Source organism: Pseudonocardia sp. DxW, assembly GCF_058448985.1.
In genome coordinates this window covers 110,967-127,793 of sequence record NZ_JBZFLK010000016.1, presented here as the reverse complement: position 1 = coordinate 127,793, position 16,827 = coordinate 110,967, and the positions used below count along the sequence as shown (strand labels likewise).

Below are 16,827 nucleotides of genomic sequence, written 5' to 3'. Positions count from 1 at the left end.
CAACGCCTCACACGCTATCATCAAATGATCTTGCCGGCTGGTGGTCGCCTCGGGTAGCGTCCCGGACGTGGGCGTCGTCCGGGTCACCGCGATGGGGCCGGGGTCTGTCGAATACCTGCTGCACGGCTGCGATTCGACGCCCGAACAGGGCCAGGAGAACCCCGGCCTGGAGCGGGGCGGCGCGGCCGCCTACCTCGAGGCGGGGATCGAACACGGCGAGCCGCAGGGGGTGTGGCTGGGTCGTGGGATGGCCGGGCTGGGGCTGTCGGCCCGGGCCGGGGACACCGCGGAGTCGGTGGATGTGCGGGCGATTTTCGGCCAGCTGCGCTACCCCGAACACGAGGTCGCGGGGTCGACGGAGAAGACGCCGGTGTATCTGGGTTCGGCGCCGCGGAAGTACCGCACGGCGGCGCAGATCGTGGCCGATGCGCTCAAGGCGGAGCCGGAGGCCACGCGGGAACGCCGCGATCAGATCGAGTGGTCGGCGACCAAGCGGGCCCGGACCACACACGCCTGGTACGACGTGACGTTCAGCCCGGTCAAGAGCGTGTCGGTGTACTACACGGCGCTGCTGGCGGCCGGGGACGAGCGGGGTGCGGAGGCGGTGCGGTCGGCGCATTTCGACGCGATCCGGATCGCGGTCGAGGCCGCGGAGTCGGACCTGGCGTATGTGCGGACCGGGCGGCATGAGGGCAAGGGTCCGGGTGGGCGCAGTGTCGGCACGTATGCGCAGGCCGGCGGGTTGTCGGTGGCGGTGTTCGAGCACCACACGAACCGGGATGGGGAGCCGCAGCTGCATGCGCACGCGGCGGTGCTGGCCCGGGCGGCGGCCGCGGACGGGGCGATCTATGCGATCGACGGGTACGGGTTCAAGACCATCACCAACCAGCTCAGCGCGGACTACACGCGGGCGTATCAGCAGCTTTTGACCGAGCGCCTCGATGTGGTGTGGGGGCTGCGGGCCGACGGGAAGGCCCGCGAGATCGTCGGGATCGAGGCGGAGCTGCTCGATGAGGCCTCGACCCGTACCGCCGAGCATGTCCGGCCGCGGGTGGCCGAACTAGTCGAAGCCTATGTGGCTCGGCATGGCCGCGAACCCGGCCCGGCCGCGCGGCGGGCGTTGGCGCAGCAGGCGGTCAAAGACACCCGGTCCCCGAAGACGGGGTTGGCCGGTCCGGCCGCGGTCAAGGCGTGGGCCGGTCAGTGGGTCGGGCGCGCGGCCGGGCGTGGCCAGCGGCTCGAGGCCGCCCTGGACGCGGTCGACGCGGCGGCCGCGGCCGCGGCGCTGGCCGGTGTCCACCCCAACCATCCCGGCCCCGGGACCGGACACGCGCCCGGCCACGAGGCCGGACAGGAGCGCTGGCCGGTGTTGGCCACCGATGGCCGCCAGGCCGCGCTGGAGGTGTTGGCCGAGATCGCGGCCGCGGCGGCCGTGGACGAGTCGGGCGTGACCGGCCAGGCCGGCGGGGTGGCCGGTGCCCACGCACCCGGGGTGGCCGGGGCGGGCACCGTGGCCGGTCGGGTGGCCGCGGCCATCACCGCCGGGATCGGGGACGTGCAAGCGGCCTATCCGACCTGGACCACGGCCAGCCTCGCCCGGGCGATCGACCACCAGCTCGGCGACGCGGCCAGCGCGGTCGGTGTGGCCGCCGAGGCCCGGCCAGCGTTTTTGAAGACCGTGACCGAGGCGGTGCTGGCCCAGCCCGGTCAGTACGGCATCGTGCAGGTCTCGGCCGGGGACCCGGTGCCGGTGCCCGACGAGCTGCGCCGGGCCAGTGACGGGCGGTCGAAGTTCCGGCCGCACAGCGACGAGCGCTACGCCACCACCGCCCACATCAGCACCGAGCAGCGGCTGCTGGCCGGGGTCCAGACCCCCGGCGCGCCGCGGCTCGACGACGCCGCGGCGGCCGCGGTGGCCGGGCGGCTCGACCGGCGCGGGTTGTCGCCGGATCAGGCCGCGGTGGTGACCGGAGTGCTCACCTCCGGGCGCCGCGCGGATGTGCTGGTCGGGCCGGCCGGGACGGGGAAGTCGCACACCGTCGGGGCGCTGGCCCGCGAGTGGGCCGACACGATCGGGGGCCGGGTGGTCGGGGTGGCCACCGCCGAGATCGCCGCCCGCAACCTGGCCGGGCTCGGACTCGAAGCGCTCAACACGACCCGGTTCCGGGACCGGTTCGAGCCCGACCCCGACACCGGTGCAGCCCGGGACCAGCTCGGTGCCCGCGACCTGCTGGTGCTCGACGAGGCCAGCATGAGCACCACCACCGACATGGCCGCGATCGCCGCGATCGCCGAGGCCGCCGGGGCGAAGGTGCTCTACACCGGTGATCATCACCAGCTGCAAGGAGTCGGGGCCGGGGGCATGTTCGCCTACCTCGCCGCCCAGCCCGGGGCGCTCGAGCTCGACACGGTGCACCGCTTCGACCACGAGTGGGAGGCCGAGGCGTCGCTGCAGCTACGCGTCGGGGACCCGGTCGCGGCGGGTGCGTATGTCGACCACGGGCGGGTGCGTACCGGCACCCTGGAGGAGATGAAGACCCACACCGTGCGTGGGCATGTCGCCGACCTGGTCGCCGGTACCGAGGCGTTGCTGGTGGTCGACTCCAACCGGCTGGCCGCGGAGCTGTCCAAGCAGATCCACGACGAGCTCGTCGAGCTGGGCCGGGTCGAGTCGCAGGTGCTGTTCCGGCTTCCTGACCGCACCGAGATCGGGGTCGGGGACCGGATCCTGGCCGGGCACAACGACCGGCGGTTGCGGGTCGACCCGGGCCCGGACGGGGTGCTGCGGCCGGTCACGAACAAGGAGGTCTACACCGTGCTTGGCCGGGACCGGGCCGGGCAGCTGCTGGCTCGGGACGAGCACGGCGCCACCGCGCATCTGCCTCCGGAGTACGTCGCTAAGCATGTGGGGTTGGCGTATGCGGTGACCGGGCACGCCGCCGAAGGCGTGACCGTGCACGGCAACGGGCGGGCCCTGGCCGGGCGCGATGCGACCCGTGAGCAGGTCTACACGGCCCTGACCCGCGGCACGAGGCAGAACCTGCTGTATTTGGTCACCGAACAGGCCCCTGATGCCCACGACCCGCAGCGGGTCGAGGACACCCCGGTGCAGCGGCTGGCCGACATCATCGGCCGCAGCGGTATCGACCAGGCCGCGCTGGCCACCCAGGAAGCCGCCGCGGCCGAGGAAGTGTCGATGGGCATGCTCGGCGCGTTGATCAACCAGGTGTCGTCGGAGTACGCGCACGAGCACAACGCGGGCATCGTCGACGAGCTGCTGGCCGAGCAGCTCGGGCCGGATGCCGCGGCCGGGGTGCGCTCCGAGGGCGCCTACGGGCGGATGCTCGCCGCGGTGTACGCCGCGGAGCTCGACGGGCACGACCCGCGCGCGTTGCTCACCGAAGCCGTGCAGATGCGCGAGCTCGACTCTGCCCGCGCGGTCTCCGAGGTGCTGCACTGGCGGGTCGGGGCCCGGGCCGCGGCGCGGGCCCCCGAACACCACCAGCCCGAGCGGGCGGCGGTGGGTATGGAGTGGGCCGCGCTCGGCGAGACCGTGCCCGAGGGGCCGGTGCGCGGCTACCTCGACGCGCTCACCGAGCGGGCCGCGGCCCGGCAGACCGAACTCGGAGCGCAGGTCGCTGCAGACCCGCCCGAGTGGGCGCAGCAGCGGCTGCCGGTCGTCCCGGACGCCGAGCAGGACCCGGCCGGGCGCCAAGCGTGGGAACAGCGCGCCGGGCTGGTGGCCGGCTACCGCGAGTACCGCGGCATCAGCGATGAGCAGCTCTCGCTCGGCCAGGCACCACCGCAGGCCCAGCAGTTCGCCCGCGCGTACTGGATGGCCGCAGTCGAACAGCTCGACGACGACCCCACCACCGCCGCGCTGCGCCACCGCAGCGACGCCGAGCTGTATCAGGCCCGCGAAGCCTGGTCGCTGGCGCTGTATCACGCCGAGGAACACGGGCCGCGCTCGGTGGCCGAGGAACTGGCCGCCACCCACCGGCTCGCCGCCGAGATCCGCGACGACGCCGTGCTCGCTGCCGCCGAAGCCGCCACCCATCCCGTCGACTCCCCCGAGCACGACGAGCGGACCGAGACGGCCGCCCGGTACCACGCGCTGGCCGAGCAATACCAGGCCGACGCCGCCGACCTGGAGACCGCGCACGCCGACCGGCAACAGTGGTGGGAACAGACCGCAGGCCTGCGCGAGGCCGACCACGCCGCCGCCGTCGAACTCGCCCGCCGCCAGCTCCCGGCACACCGCCAGACCGAACCGCACCCGGGCGCGGAACAACTCGCCCTGCTCCACACCACCGGACCCGGCACCGAGCCGGGACCCGCCGAGCCCGCCGCCGAGCCTGTGGCCGCCCGTGCACCCGCCGAGGCCGACATGCCGGAACGCGAGACCAGCACCCGCGAGGTTGACCCGACACCGGAGCAGGCCAGCGCCGAGCGCGAGGTCGGGGCAGGGCCGGTGCTCGACACCGAACCGGCGGCCACGGCCGGGCCGGGTGAGGAACCCGCGGCCGAGCCAGCGGTACACGACCAGCCGGGCACCGCGCTCGAAGCAGGCCACGACCCCGAGATCGGGTCGGGTAGCGAACCCGAGGCCGACGACACTGGCAACGGCGACGGCCGGGGTCGAGGCGCGGCGCCGGAAACAGCAGCTCCGGAAGCCGACCGCGCGCCGGAGCCCGACGAGCGGGCCGCCGACCGGGCGGCCACCCACGCGCTGCGCGACGCGGTCCAGAACAGCGACCGCCACCGCGCCTACCACCAGGCCCTACGCGCCGGCCACCACGACCCCGAGCGCGACCCACAGCACCGCGGTCAGGCGGCCGCCGAACGTCGCGCCGAGCTCGACCAGCACCAGCTCGAGGCCGAGCGTCACGAGGCCACCCTCGACCGCGGCACCGAGGCCGCCGTCGACTACGAACAGGGCTATGAACTCGACAACGACTGGTGAGCCCGACACCCGCCAGGGCCGCGAGGTCTGGCTCCGGCGATCAGGGGTGGTTGTTACTGGCGGGTAGCCGGTGAGGGGGTTTCGTAGCCGGCCCAGCCCTCAGCGACCCGAATCGCGCGCCAGTCGGGCTCGGCCGTGATCCCCGCAGCCCGATCGCGCGCGATCTGGGCTTCCTGCTCGGCCGCGAGCCGCAGCGACAGCTCATCGGTCAGGCGCAGATCGTCGAGCGGCCACGGCCCGGGGCACACACCCCGGTCGTTGGCGCCTGTGTACTCGTGCCACGGCGGGCGCACGATCTCCCGCTCGGCGCCCGGGCGCGGCTCGCCCCACTCCACCTCCAGCCGGCGCTCGGCCAGCTCTTCCAGGCGGTCCGCATACCACGGGTAGGCCACCGAGCGGATACCGCGCCACGAACGCTCGCGGGCGACGGGCCGCCGGTCACCGGTGGCCAGCACGGTCGCGGTCGGGCCGATGTAGACGTGGCAGTGCCAGCGGGCCTGCTCGAACCCCGGCACCACAGCCTCGATGATGCCGGCCACCTCCAGCCGTGCCGGCGTGGCCGTATCCGGCCGGTCCGGGACGGCCAGCGCGTAGCCGCCCGCGTGTTGGACCTGGGTCAACAACCCCGACACCAGCTCGCTGTAGGCCTGACCCCACGCCGCGACCTCGTCATCCAGCCCGGCCTCGGCCATCCCATCCAGCAGCACCGACAACGACACCGGCACCCGGAACTGCACATCCATCGAACCCGCCGGCGGGGCGGCATCGCGGTCGGTGACATCGAACAACGCCACCGGCTCGACATGGGTATCGCCATAGCGGCCCAACGTCGCCATCACACCCACCCCTGTCTCAACAGCGCCCGTCACCGTGTCACCGCTCCCCCAGCTCAGTCGCCGGAGCGGTCCGGACAGTGTAGGGCCGGCAGCCGACACCACCGGCCACGGCACACGCGACGTCGGTCAACCGCGACACACCGCGACAACGACGTCGTCCCTGGTCGACCCCGCTCGTCGGGGCACCATCACCGGATGGTCAACACGGTGGTCATGCCCAGCGGCCCGCTCAGCACCGAGCAGGAACGACACTTCACCGAGGTGTGTGCTGATGCGCGGACCGGGTTCCGCAACGCGATCGACCTGGTCCTGATTCACAACGAGCGGACCGTGCGGGGCAACCAGCCCAGGACGACGTTGAATCCGTTGACGGTGCTGCTCGCGGTGTCGGCGTGGGAACGGTTCGTGGTCGACCTGCGTGCCCTCGCGCTCGGCGAGTGGGGCAAGCCAGGGCTGGCCCGGCCCGACCGGCGGGCCAGCCGGGTGGCCTGGCTGGGGCACCCCAACAATCCAGCTAGGCCCGGTCACGCCCAACAGCTGATCGCCGAGCTGACCGGCCATCAGCTGCCCGGGTCCTGGATGGTGCGCAGCTTCGACGGCTGGGCCGGCACCCGACCGCAGGTGGCGCGCGAACTGTCCGGTACGGCGCCGGTCGAGCTCGCCGACCAGGTCGATGCTTGGATTCGCCTGCGCAACGCCGTCGCTCATCGCGCTCTGGCCCAAGACGAGGCTGCAGGTCCCTACTTCGAGTCCGACGCCGCGAACAGCCACACCATCCAGGCGGGGTGGGCACGCACCGTGCTTGCGGTGTTCCTCCAGCTCACCGACCAGGCCATCGTGGCCGTCGCCGCGGCGGCGGGTTTCGCGCGCGCCACCCGGCACCGGCTGCCGGCGCAGTGGTTCGCCGGCGATCCGCCGGCGGTGTTGCGTGGCGTGACCGAGCCAGGCGCGCTGTGGGGCGGATACGCGCTGCACCGACCCTGACCGGGGCACCGACAGGAATGCGGCTGCGGCTGGGTAGGGAAAGGGGGCTCGCCCGTTAGAAGCGTGCCGCTACCGCGCCGGCCTGGTGCCGGCGGTCATACTGGCCCGCCCCCGGCGGCGGCCCGGTCCGGGAGGTCGCGGTGCACGGGCGAGGCGGAGGTGGCGCAGTGGGAGTGCAGAACACGGCCCGGTTCGAGGCGATGGTCACCGACTTCTGTGTCACCGTCGCCGAGCTGGGCGGGCGGCGGGTCGAGCGCGGGGTCGTCGCCGACACCCTGGCCGAGCGGGTGGCCGCCACCGCCGCGACGGTCGGGGTCAGCCCAGCGTGGGCGTTTCGCCGCTACATTCCCGACGACTGGGGCCGCCAGATGGCGCTGCGCAGCTGGAAGACCCTGGCCGCCTACCAAAGCGTCGGGGACGACGTGGGCGCGGTCGGGCTCCCGATCGGGCTGCTCGCCCGACTCACGGCCGGGCTCGGGCAGGCCCAGAGTTACGCCGCCGCGAACCCCGCACCCTTGGCCCCAGCGGCCGGACCGTTCGGTGGCGCCGCCGACCAGCTGGTCGAGTTCGACTCCGGCCGGGCCGGGGACGCGGTCACCGGCCTCGGGCTGGCACTACAGCACGCCGGGCACCCGCACCGGCCCGCTCCCGGCGCGGCCGGCATCGGCGCGGCCGGCGGCGGTCCGGAGGCGCTGCCGGGAGTGGTGGTGGTCGGCGGCGACGTGCTGACCTGGACCTACCAGGTGCTCACCGGGTTCGCCCACGCGGTGGCGGCCGGACGGTGGAGCCACTGCCCGTGCGGCGACGAGCACGGCCAGGCCGACCTCGACAGCGGGGTACTGGACCGGGTGCGCACCGACCTGGCCGAGCTGGCCCGCCTCGCCCCGGCCGCAGCAGCCGCTGCCACGACGCAAGCCGCCGGCGCGACCAACCGCGACCAGCACAGCACGGTCTAGCCGCGGCTCCGCCCGGCACAGGCGCAGGCTCGGTGGTCAGCGGGGCGGTCACCACCGCCGCCACCACGGCGGCGTGCCCCCACCGGGGGCGGGCTCTGGGGCGTCCTGCTGGTCCGGTGGGGCGGGTGGCGTCGCCGGGCGCGTCAGCTGCGGCAGCGGGTCCGGATCGTGATCGGAGCAGTCGCACGAGCCGGGCGGGCCGGGGGGCCGCGCGCGGATGGCGATCTCGGGGTCGGCCGCGGCGCTGGTGCTGGGCCGGGAGTCGGGACGCTCGGCGGGGACGACGGCCCAGGCGGTGCCTCCGGCCGTGCCCCTGGTGATCGCGGGCGTCGACCCGATCGCGGCGGGCGTGGTCGCGGGCGTGGTGCCGGTGGTGGTGCGGTGGCGTAGTTGCTGCTCGGCGACCCGGGCGCGGGTGGCCGGGGCCGGTGGCGGGGTCACGGTGATCCCCGCCTTGGTCAGTGGGGACAGGTCCAGCGCCCAGGTGCGGGTGCTGCGCTGCTGCCAGCGGGCGAACGCGACCTCGACATGCGCGGTGGCGTCGGTTTCGGTCATGCGGGTGATCGCCCGGAGATGTGCGAACGCGGCCGGGCCGCGGCCGCGGAGTTCGGCCAGCCCGTAGTGGGTGACCTCGTGACAGTCCGAGCAGACCAGCAGGAGCCGTTTCAACACCTGGGTGCCGCTGTCCTCGTGGTAGGCGAACCGTTCGTGGGCTTCGAGATAGCGTCGCTGCTGCGGGTTCGCACCGCGGCCGCACAGCTCGCAGCGCTGGTCCGCGCGCCGGTAGAGCAGCCGCCGGAGCCGTTCCCAATCCGCCCCGGAGATCGCGGATCGTATGTTGGTGAACCAGGCGGTCGAGGGGATGAGATCGATGTACAGGCCGGTGCCGAACGAGCGGTCCTCGCCGGGCAGGGTGATCGGGAGCTCCGGGCGCGCCGCCCACCGGGCGAGCAGATCCGGGTGGGCACGCGGCCCGGCATACCAGCGGCGCTCGACCGGATCCCAGCGCCCGCCGAGTGCCTTGGCCTGCTCCTTGTCCGAGTAGGCGACGTCCAGCCACACCCGGTCACCACGGTGCTGCGCTGCCATGCGGCGAGTATGCGAGCAAAGTGCAGACACTGTGAACCGCGATCCCCGCCGGACCGGGTGGCGGCGGCGGGACGCTGCCCGCCGTGGCTGTGTCAACCCAAACTGGCCCGAGGGTGACCCGGCGCCGTCCTCCCGGGGCCAACTAACACTCATAGCCACCGCTGCCACCGCTGCCACCGCTGCCACCGCTGCCACCGCGGCCGCGACGACCGCTACGAGCCGACAGCTAGGAGGTCTGTCGGTTCCAAGTCCGTGCGGAGGCGCCGGTATCGGGCGCCGTGCCGCATGCGGCCGTGCTCGGCCGCGGAGTCAATGTCGAGTTCCACGACGAGGCTGGGTTCGACCGGCGTGTGCGTGACGTCGGCGGTTGCGCCGGGGAGGCCGAGTCGACTGCCGGGGATGACTGCCGGCCACGGGTGTAAGCCCTGTGGGGGCGTGAGCACTGCGCTGAGTTCGGCCGCGGCCGTCCGGTGCAGTCGGTGGGTACGGCCCACGATGCGGAGTCGCCCGCGTCGGTCGAACCGGCCCAGGATCAGGGCTTGGGGCTGGTCGATGGGACCGATCACTCCGCCGACGACGGCTTCGCCTGTGTGGGTGGCTCGGGTCTTGAGCCAACGAAGTCGAGGGGGCCGGTAGGCGTGGTCGAGGGGCTTGGCGATGACCCCCTCGAGGCCGAGCTCTGCGTGGCGGTCGAGCCAGCTCTGAGCGGCGTCGACGTCATCGACGGCCGGCGCCAGGACGACTCCGGTATCGGCGTCGCCGACGAGTTGGGCGAGCCTGTCTCGCCTCGACCAGTACGGCTCCGGGCGAATGTCCAGGCCGTCTTGGGCCAGGATGTCGAACGCGACCAGCCAGTGCGAGGCGCCGGGGAGGCCTAGGGCGGTGAAGTCGATGCGGTCGTGGCGCATCGCTACCAGCTCGCCGTCGATTACCGTGCCGGCGGGGAGCTGCGTGGCTACGGTCTCGGCGACACCGGGGAAGCGCGCGGTGAGGCTGCGCTGCTGGCGGGACTGTAGCTGCACACGGGGTCCGCGAAACGCTAGGCACCGCCAGCCGTCGAGCTTCGGCTCGTAGGAATGCCGGCTGCGACGGGGCAGTTCGGCGGCGGGGTAGGCGATCATCGGCGCCACCGGGAACTGCACGTCCACGCCCGGCGACGGTAGGCGGCTACGCGGCGAACACGGTCATTGAGCTGAGCGTGCCGACCTGCGCGCTCAAGACTTCGCTACGGCCCGACGAAGTCGAATGTTTGTGCGACACTTTGCTGGTGCCGAACGAGTCTGCTTCCCAGCGCCGGGCGCGGCTGATGCGCGAGAACAAGGCGCGGTGCCACGAGGCTGCTGCGGTGTTGCGGCACCGGGTCAATCAGGGGCGTTACGCCGGGTTGCGGGGGCCCGACGAGGGGTACGTCATCGCTGCGCTGCTGGAAGCATGCGCGTTCGACCTCAGTGATCTTCCGGCACCGACGGGTCGGGCGGTGCTGGCCACGGTCGGGGAGTTGCTCGACGATGCCCCGGTGAAGCCCGGAGCGGTGGAGCCGCTGTCACGAGGTGACGGGTTCTAGCGCGATGCGCTCCGCCATCTGGAGTGGGTCGCGGCTACTGAGCCGCGACTTGGATCCGAGTTCCGGGAGGGGCCGGCGTGTCGAGGTTGGTGACGGGCTCGCCGTCGAGGACGAGTGTGCCGCGCTCGATTTGGGCTAGGAGCCGCTCTTCTGGGATGCCGATGCTGCGTGCTCGACTCCGCACGGTCGGGGGGGATCCGGGGGGGTCCTCGGTCGAGTTCTCAGCGGCCACTCGGCCAGTCTGCCTGACCGGCAAGTGGCGGGGTCGTGCGAGCCAGGTCTGGGCGACGTCGACGTCATTGACGGCCGGTGCCAGAACGACTCCGGTTTCGACGTCGCCGACGAGCTGAGCGAGCCCGGATCGCCTTCGAGCCAGGCCCGGCCTACAGCTCAGGGCTGCGGGTGGCTCTGTTGCTGGCCGAGGTCGGCCAGGCGGGCGTCGAGGAACAGTTCCCACCAGTCGTCGCGGGTCGAGGCCGGTGGCGGGGTGGCGGCATCCAGGCCGCGGGGGCGCTGGGTCGCTGACTGGTAGCTGTGGTCGCCGCTGCGGCGCGGGGGAAAGCGATCGGGGCGGTAGCGGGGACGGTCCGGCCCGGTCTCGGCGGTCAGCGCCGGGGCCGGGTCCCCATTCCGGGCGGCGGCCTCGAGCGCGGTCTCGTGGGCGCGTTGTTCGTCCTCGGTGAGCCGGTGGCGGCCCGGCACGCATTCGCGGTCATCGATCGCCGCGGCCAGGTTCGTGATCGCCGCGGGGAGCCAGCGGGTGTGCCATTCGGCGACCTGGGCGGGGTGGGTGTCGGCGGCGGCGGCGTCGCGGTGCAGGGTGCGCAGCCAAGCCAGTTCGCGGACCGCGCGGGGGTGCAGCGCCCAGCAGTCGGGCAGTTGGGCGCGGGAGAGCCGGTACTCGTAGTTGAGCACGTCGGCGACCCAGCCGCCGAGTGCATCCCACGCGGCTTGGCGGGCCTGCGGTGCGAGTTCGGACCAGCCGATGGCCGGGGTGAGGTCGCGGCCGGGCACCTGCGCCGAGTCGGCCCCGGCCCGCTCGGCCGCGGCGGCCATGCCGGCCAGTTCGGCCAGGCCGGTGTCGAGCTCGTCCACGCGGGGCAGCAGCCGGGACAGTTCATCGGTGAGTTCGCGGACCCGGGCCGCGGTGTCGTCGCCGGTTCGGCGCAGCGCGCGTAGTTCGTCGCCGACGGCCGCCCAGCGGGCGGTCTCGCTGGGGCGGGCCCGCCCCGAGCCCGGGTTCGGTTCCGGTGGGCCCGCCGGCCCGTCACTGGTCACGTCGTAGTCCTCCAACCCTTCGTCTTCTCCGCCCCCGGCTCGGGAACGAAAGCTGTCGGTGCTGCCCGATCGGTGGCGGTAGCCCCGCCGACCGACCCTGGCGCCCCGGCAGGTTCAGGATCCACTCGGGGCGCCGCCCGGGGCCGGGCAGGGCTGCCGGATGGGTTAGGCGGCCGCGGCGTCGTCGTCGGGGAGCGGCGTGTGGGGTTGCTCGTGCGGGGGCGCTACCGCGGTCGCGGCCACCTGCGGGGGTGGGCGCAGGTCCTTGCGCGTCCACACCGGGCTGGTGCGCACGATCGTGGCCGGGGTGGCGCGGTGGATCAGCACGGCGTGCCATTCGGGTAGCACGCGCAGCCGGTCCGGCGGGCAGGTCCGGACCCGTTCGTAGCGTTCACGCCCGTCCGGGTCGCGGACGGTCTCGTGGCGGTAGCCGCACAGTGTCGAGATCGGTTCCAGGTCCTCGTCGAGGGTGAACCCGCCGTAGATGAGTTTGGCGTTGGTGGCATTCCAGATCGTGTCCGCACCCGAGCGGCCCCAGCGCGCCACGAGCTGTGAGGGGGACTGCACCGCCCACACCAGGTGGATCCCGCGCCCGCCGGAGTCGGGGATCCAGCGGTCCAACGCGACCGGGCTGATCAGGGCGACCTCGTCGAGGAACAGCCCCAGCGGCGGGTCCAATCGGCCCTTCTCGCGTCGGGCGGCCGCGGTCTTGGCCGACTCGAACACATACCCGGTGAACGCCGCCAGCAGCGGCGCGACCGATCCGTGCTGGCGTTCGGATCCGACCAGGAACACCGTGGCGTTGCTGCTCAGGAAGGTGTCCACGTCGAACTCGGGCACCCCGGCTTGGGGCAGGGCGAGCCTGGCCACGGTGGGGTCGGTCATGAACTGCACCGACCGCGACAACGTCAAAAAGATCGACTCGGTGGTCTTGTGGGCGCCGCTGGCCAGCACCTGCCACAACGAGTCCACCGCGCCGGCCGGCACTGTCCCGGCCGGGGCGGCGCGCAGGATCTCCAGGGCCTCCCCCGCCCCGCCCGCGGCCGGGTCGCGGCTGGGGCGCAGCACCCAGCGGGCCACGGTGTCCATCTCGTGGCCCGAGATCGCCGCGGCCAGCAGCAGCGCCCGCAGCACCGCGGTGGCCCACTCGTCCCAGCGGTCCTCGCCCTTGTCCGGGTCTCCGGCGGTGGCACCGACCAGGTAGCCGGCCCGCTGCTGGGCGATCTGGGCATCGGTGCAGCCGGTCACCGGGGACCAGGACATCGTCGAACCCCACTCGCCGAGGTTCTCCGGGTTGAACAGCGATACCGGGCCCTGTTCGGCGCGGGTGCCGGCGCAGTTCTCGAACAGGTCGGTCTTGGTCGAGGTCACCACGGCTGGGCCGCGGTGGTCGAGCACGTGGTGGCCCAGGGTCGCGGTCTTACCGGTCTGCGGGGGCGCCAACAGCCCCACCACGTCCCGCTTGGCCGCGTAACACTCGGTGCCCCAGATCGGGCCGACCACCGACCGGCCCAGCCAGGTGCCGCACTCACCGACCGGCAGCCGCGCCACCCGCCCGGGATGAACCCGATCGTCGCCGCCATCGCCGCCGCGGACCCGCTCGGCCAGGCTGGGGCGGGTACCGACCGCGATCTGGCGGACCGCGGCGGCGGACACATACCGGTGCAGGTCCCACCACGACGCCCACCCGTCCAGGCCGTACCGGGCCCGCACCCGACCCCGGATCGTGTGCGCGTAGGCCGCGCGCGCCACCGGTACCGACACCATCGCCACACCGGCGGTGACCAGCAGCGCGCCCAGCCACCACATCGCCGTCAGCAGCGCCGCGGCGGAGGCGGCCGTGGGCGGTGCGGACGGTGTCGCGGCCCAGCACAGCGCCATTCCCAGCAGCAGCGCGGCGGCCGCGGCCAGCTGGACCTGCCAGCGACACACCAGCGCCGCGGCCAGCCCCGCCGCGCGGGCCCACCCCGGGGAGGCGGCCACCGACTTGGCCACCGGCCACACCGCGCGCCACCACACCGCCGACAGTCCGCGCTCCACACCCGCGCGGGCCCGCCGCGCCCGACCATCCCGGCCCTGCGGCGGCGAGCCGGGTTCCGGGTCCGGGTCGGCCACCGGGTGCAGCGTCGGGGTACTCATGCGCTCACCCCCGCCTGCGGGGTGGGTTCCGCGCCCGGGAACTGCAACAACCGGTGCTGCTCCCCCGCTCCCGAGACGCTCGCGGCGCGGGTGTCGTCGTCGCCGGCCGCGCCGGCCGCGCCGGCCGCCGCGGCTGGGGGCTGGGCACAGGTTGTTTTCGCCTCGGCCACCAGGCGGCGTCCGGTGCGCTCGGACACCCCGAAGATCACTCCGGCCTGCTCGCCGGTCACCGCAGCCCCGGCGCACAGCAGCTCGGCCAGGTCCTGCACCCGCACGTCGTCGGCGCGGCGACGCCGATCGGCGCGGCCGGCCCGCTCCCCCACCCCGCCGCCGGGGCGGGACGGTTCCGCCGCCTCGGGCAGCTGATCACCCTGGGCGGTGACCGAGCAGGTGTCGTGCCCCTCGGGACGCTCAGACCGCTCGCTGGGCTCGTCTGTCGATGCGGGCGCCGGCGGGAGCACCGCGGCCGCGGCGGCCGTCCGGACCGGCTCCACCGGCCCCGGGGCGACCGGGCCGTCGCTGGCCTGTGTCGACGACTCCCACACCTGGCGCCAGACCTGCTCCGGGTCCGTGGCTGCGCCGTGGGCGACCCGCCTCGACCAGGCCGCCCAGGACACCCGCGGGAACCGCACCGCGCGGGCCAGAGCCAGCCGGCGCCGAGCGCGCCGCTGCTGCGCCCGCGGCGTGGCGCCCGCACGGTGGCGGGCCAGCAACTCGACCAGGCCGAACCCGACCACGCTCGCGACGCCGTAGGTGACCCCGACCTGCACCGAGCCACCTAGACCGGTCGCGCCGTGCCAGAAGTTCAGGCCCGCCGCAGCACCGGCCAGGGCCCACACCCCGACGGTCAGCCGGGTCGCCGGGTCACCCGCGGCGACCGCCTGATACCGCTGCCAGGCCAGCATCCACGCCGCGCCCTCCAGCATCACCGGGACCAGAACCGCCATCGCCCCGAGCCGCATCACCTCCACCCCGAACTCGTACTGACCCCGCGTCGCGATCGCGGTCGGTGCGACACACGCCGCCACCCCCGCCAGCGCCGGGGCCGAGCGAACAACCACTCCCGCCGCGGCTCGGACCCCCGACCAGCGTCGCGTCCACGTCCGAGCGCGCGCGGCGCGGCGCGCGCTCGCGCGCTGCTCCCGCGCCTCGGCATGCTGGTGTCGCCACCGCTCGGCGGTGTCGGTACGTACCTGCTCGGTGTGGGCCCGGATCCGGTCGGCCTCTGCTGTGGCCAGGATCCGCGTCGCCCGCCTATCGGCGGTCGCACCGGCCTGCGGCACGGCGGTCTCGGCCCGCTCGGCCGGGCTCATCCCAGGCCCCCAACCGTCGTCAGCGCCGGCGCCCCGCCGATGCGCCCAGGCAGGCGCCGTAGCCACGTCGACACCGCGCGGCGCTGCACGTGCGGGTCACCGGCCGCGGTCTCCGGGCCCGGGTCCAGCTCCAGCACACACGCTGCGCACGGCACCCCTGCCGCCGACGCCAGCGCGGCCGGGGTGATCAGCGCCCCGCACACGCTGCGATAGACACCTGCCACGCGCCCGGCACTGATCTCGTCATCACTGACGTCGTGCTCCCGGCCTGCCCGGTCAGTCATCGGCGACGTCGACCCCGCCACCCACGCCCGGCGACGCAACTCCGCCACCGCGGGCCGTGCCCGCCTCACGACAGCCACCCAGCCAACGACGTCAGCAACGCCCCGCTCGCTCGCTCCTGGCGCACTTGCGGCAGACTCGTCATGGGTCGTACCTCCCGGTCCTCGAAACCCTGGTCGTGCGATCCACTCCGCCCCGGCAGGTGTGCCATCACCTGCCGGGGCCCGCTTCTTCCTCAGCACTCGACTCATGCGGCTGGCTGCGCATACGGCGCGCTTCACCGCCTTAGCCGCTGTGCACATGACTGTGCTGCATGGACAAGTATGGACGCTCGACCCTCTATATGCAATGTCGGTTTGGGTATTGAGGTCGAGCGGGCGTGGCACGCTTGCCGAGCCTCCCCGGCGGCGATACCCGAAGCGGGATTGACTACAGTCCGAGCTGAACCGGACACTGGACTTCTTGCCGGCTGCGGGAGGGGAAGCCCGATGTCTAGGAAGCTGCCGATCGTCACGCTGTGGACCGCCGCCTGGAGGGAGAGCAACGTCAAGCGCACGTGTCCTGGTGAGCATCTGCTGCCGCAGAAGCCCGATCGCCACTACGTGATCAGTCGTAGGATCGACGACCCGGACGTCGTAACCTCGTATCTCGCGGCCAGGGGGATCGAGCTCCGTGCTGGGGACGCGGTTGGAGCGGTGCCTGAGCGGATGAGCGCCGACGGCTACCTCATATCAACCCTCGTCCACGACCCAGAGGATCTGGCCCTGTTCGCAGACCTTATGGCTCCGGACGAACAGCTCGGTACCGTTCCCGCGGCCGAGCGCGCGCCGATCTTGCTCACAGAGGCGGAGCTCGGGGACCTGATCGATGCACACCACAGCAGGCCAGGCGACGTTCTCTTCCATAAGGAGGGCCTGCCTTGGTACGACGTCGCGTCCCAGAATATGGATCGCGCCGCCTGGCTCAACGACCTATTTGACCCCGCCCAGGTCATCGCCTGGGCCGAGCACCTCGCTGAGGAGCGCCGACGCGGCATGCGGTCTCAACGGCTGCGGATCGTCTCGGGCCCGTTGACCGACGATGAACGGATGTCCCTAGAAGCCGCACTGCCAATTCTCGCCCGCGAGGAGGAGGTGCGGATTCTCCACCGAGGCGAGCACGCCGTTCCAGACCTAGTCGACCACGACTACTGGATCATGTTCCCCGCGGACGGAGCGCCCGTAGTGGCAGCGATGCGCTACAGCGATAGTGGCGCCTTCCTCGGGGCGGAGGTCGTGCCGCCCCATCGGCACGGTCCCTATCTGGAAGAGAGGGCACTTGGCTGGCGGACCAGCGTTGACTACGCCGAGTGGTGGGCAACGCATCCCGACCTGCACCAGAGCTCGGTGGCCTAGACAGGTGGTGCGTCGGTCAGACGAGGAGG

Annotated in this window: 12 protein-coding genes; 5 read left to right on the top strand and 7 right to left on the bottom strand. The window is 73.4% G+C overall.

Going from position 1 to position 16,827, the window contains the following annotated elements; translation table 11 throughout:
* Positions 1-67 precede the first annotated feature (67 nt).
* Positions 68-4,963, top strand: coding sequence for a MobF family relaxase (mobF, locus tag ACVJO7_RS23775; protein WP_491674703.1), 4,896 nt, complete (start codon positions 68-70; stop codon positions 4,961-4,963).
* A 53-nt stretch (positions 4,964-5,016) separates the two neighbouring features.
* Here mobF and ACVJO7_RS23770 read toward each other — a convergent pair whose 3' ends face one another.
* Positions 5,017-5,799, bottom strand: a complete 783-nt coding sequence (locus ACVJO7_RS23770) for a hypothetical protein (RefSeq protein ID WP_491674702.1) — start codon at positions 5,797-5,799, stop codon at positions 5,017-5,019.
* A gap of 195 nt (positions 5,800-5,994) precedes the next feature.
* Here ACVJO7_RS23770 and ACVJO7_RS23765 point away from each other — a divergent pair, with 195 nt between their 5' ends.
* On the top strand, positions 5,995-6,783 hold the full coding sequence (locus tag ACVJO7_RS23765) for a hypothetical protein (RefSeq protein ID WP_491674701.1): 789 nt from the start codon (positions 5,995-5,997) through the stop codon (positions 6,781-6,783).
* 167 nt (positions 6,784-6,950) lie between these two features.
* Positions 6,951-7,739, top strand: coding sequence for a hypothetical protein (locus tag ACVJO7_RS23760; RefSeq protein WP_491674700.1), 789 nt, complete (start codon positions 6,951-6,953; stop codon positions 7,737-7,739).
* 48 nt (positions 7,740-7,787) lie between these two features.
* Here ACVJO7_RS23760 and ACVJO7_RS23755 read toward each other — a convergent pair whose 3' ends face one another.
* Together ACVJO7_RS23755 and ACVJO7_RS23750 are read right to left on the bottom strand one after the other, a co-directional pair.
* Complete coding sequence (locus tag ACVJO7_RS23755) at positions 7,788-8,828, bottom strand: DUF5710 domain-containing protein (RefSeq protein WP_491674699.1); 1,041 nt, start codon at positions 8,826-8,828, stop codon at positions 7,788-7,790.
* A gap of 212 nt (positions 8,829-9,040) precedes the next feature.
* Entirely contained in the window at positions 9,041-9,976 is a 936-nt protein-coding gene (locus tag ACVJO7_RS23750; RefSeq protein WP_491674698.1) for an ATP-dependent DNA ligase, read from the bottom strand.
* Between the two features lie 119 nt (positions 9,977-10,095).
* Here ACVJO7_RS23750 and ACVJO7_RS23745 point away from each other — a divergent pair, with 119 nt between their 5' ends.
* The gene (locus ACVJO7_RS23745) at positions 10,096-10,392 is read left to right on the top strand and encodes a hypothetical protein (RefSeq protein WP_491674697.1); all 297 of its coding nucleotides are present in this window, start codon (positions 10,096-10,098) and stop codon (positions 10,390-10,392) included.
* Between the two features lie 390 nt (positions 10,393-10,782).
* Here the strand turns inward: ACVJO7_RS23745 and ACVJO7_RS23740 are convergent, their stop codons facing one another.
* The 4 genes from ACVJO7_RS23740 to ACVJO7_RS23725 form a co-directional block, all read right to left on the bottom strand.
* A complete protein-coding gene (locus ACVJO7_RS23740) occupies positions 10,783-11,670 on the bottom strand; it encodes a hypothetical protein (RefSeq protein ID WP_491674696.1) in 888 nt (295 codons plus the stop codon).
* Positions 11,671-11,835: 165 nt separating this feature from the next.
* A complete protein-coding gene (locus tag ACVJO7_RS23735; protein WP_491674695.1) occupies positions 11,836-13,809 on the bottom strand; it encodes a type IV secretory system conjugative DNA transfer family protein in 1,974 nt (657 codons plus the stop codon).
* A complete protein-coding gene (locus ACVJO7_RS23730) occupies positions 13,806-15,122 on the bottom strand; it encodes a DUF2637 domain-containing protein (RefSeq protein ID WP_491674694.1) in 1,317 nt (438 codons plus the stop codon). The genes ACVJO7_RS23735 and ACVJO7_RS23730 overlap by 4 nt, the downstream gene beginning before the upstream one ends.
* On the bottom strand, positions 15,119-15,346 hold the full coding sequence (locus tag ACVJO7_RS23725) for a hypothetical protein (protein ID WP_491674693.1): 228 nt from the start codon (positions 15,344-15,346) through the stop codon (positions 15,119-15,121). The genes ACVJO7_RS23730 and ACVJO7_RS23725 overlap by 4 nt, the downstream gene beginning before the upstream one ends.
* A gap of 546 nt (positions 15,347-15,892) precedes the next feature.
* On the opposite strand from ACVJO7_RS23725, the gene ACVJO7_RS23720 reads away from it, so the two are divergent.
* Complete coding sequence (locus tag ACVJO7_RS23720; RefSeq protein ID WP_491674692.1) at positions 15,893-16,798, top strand: DUF6879 family protein; 906 nt, start codon at positions 15,893-15,895, stop codon at positions 16,796-16,798.
* The last annotated feature ends 29 nt before the right edge of the window (positions 16,799-16,827 follow it).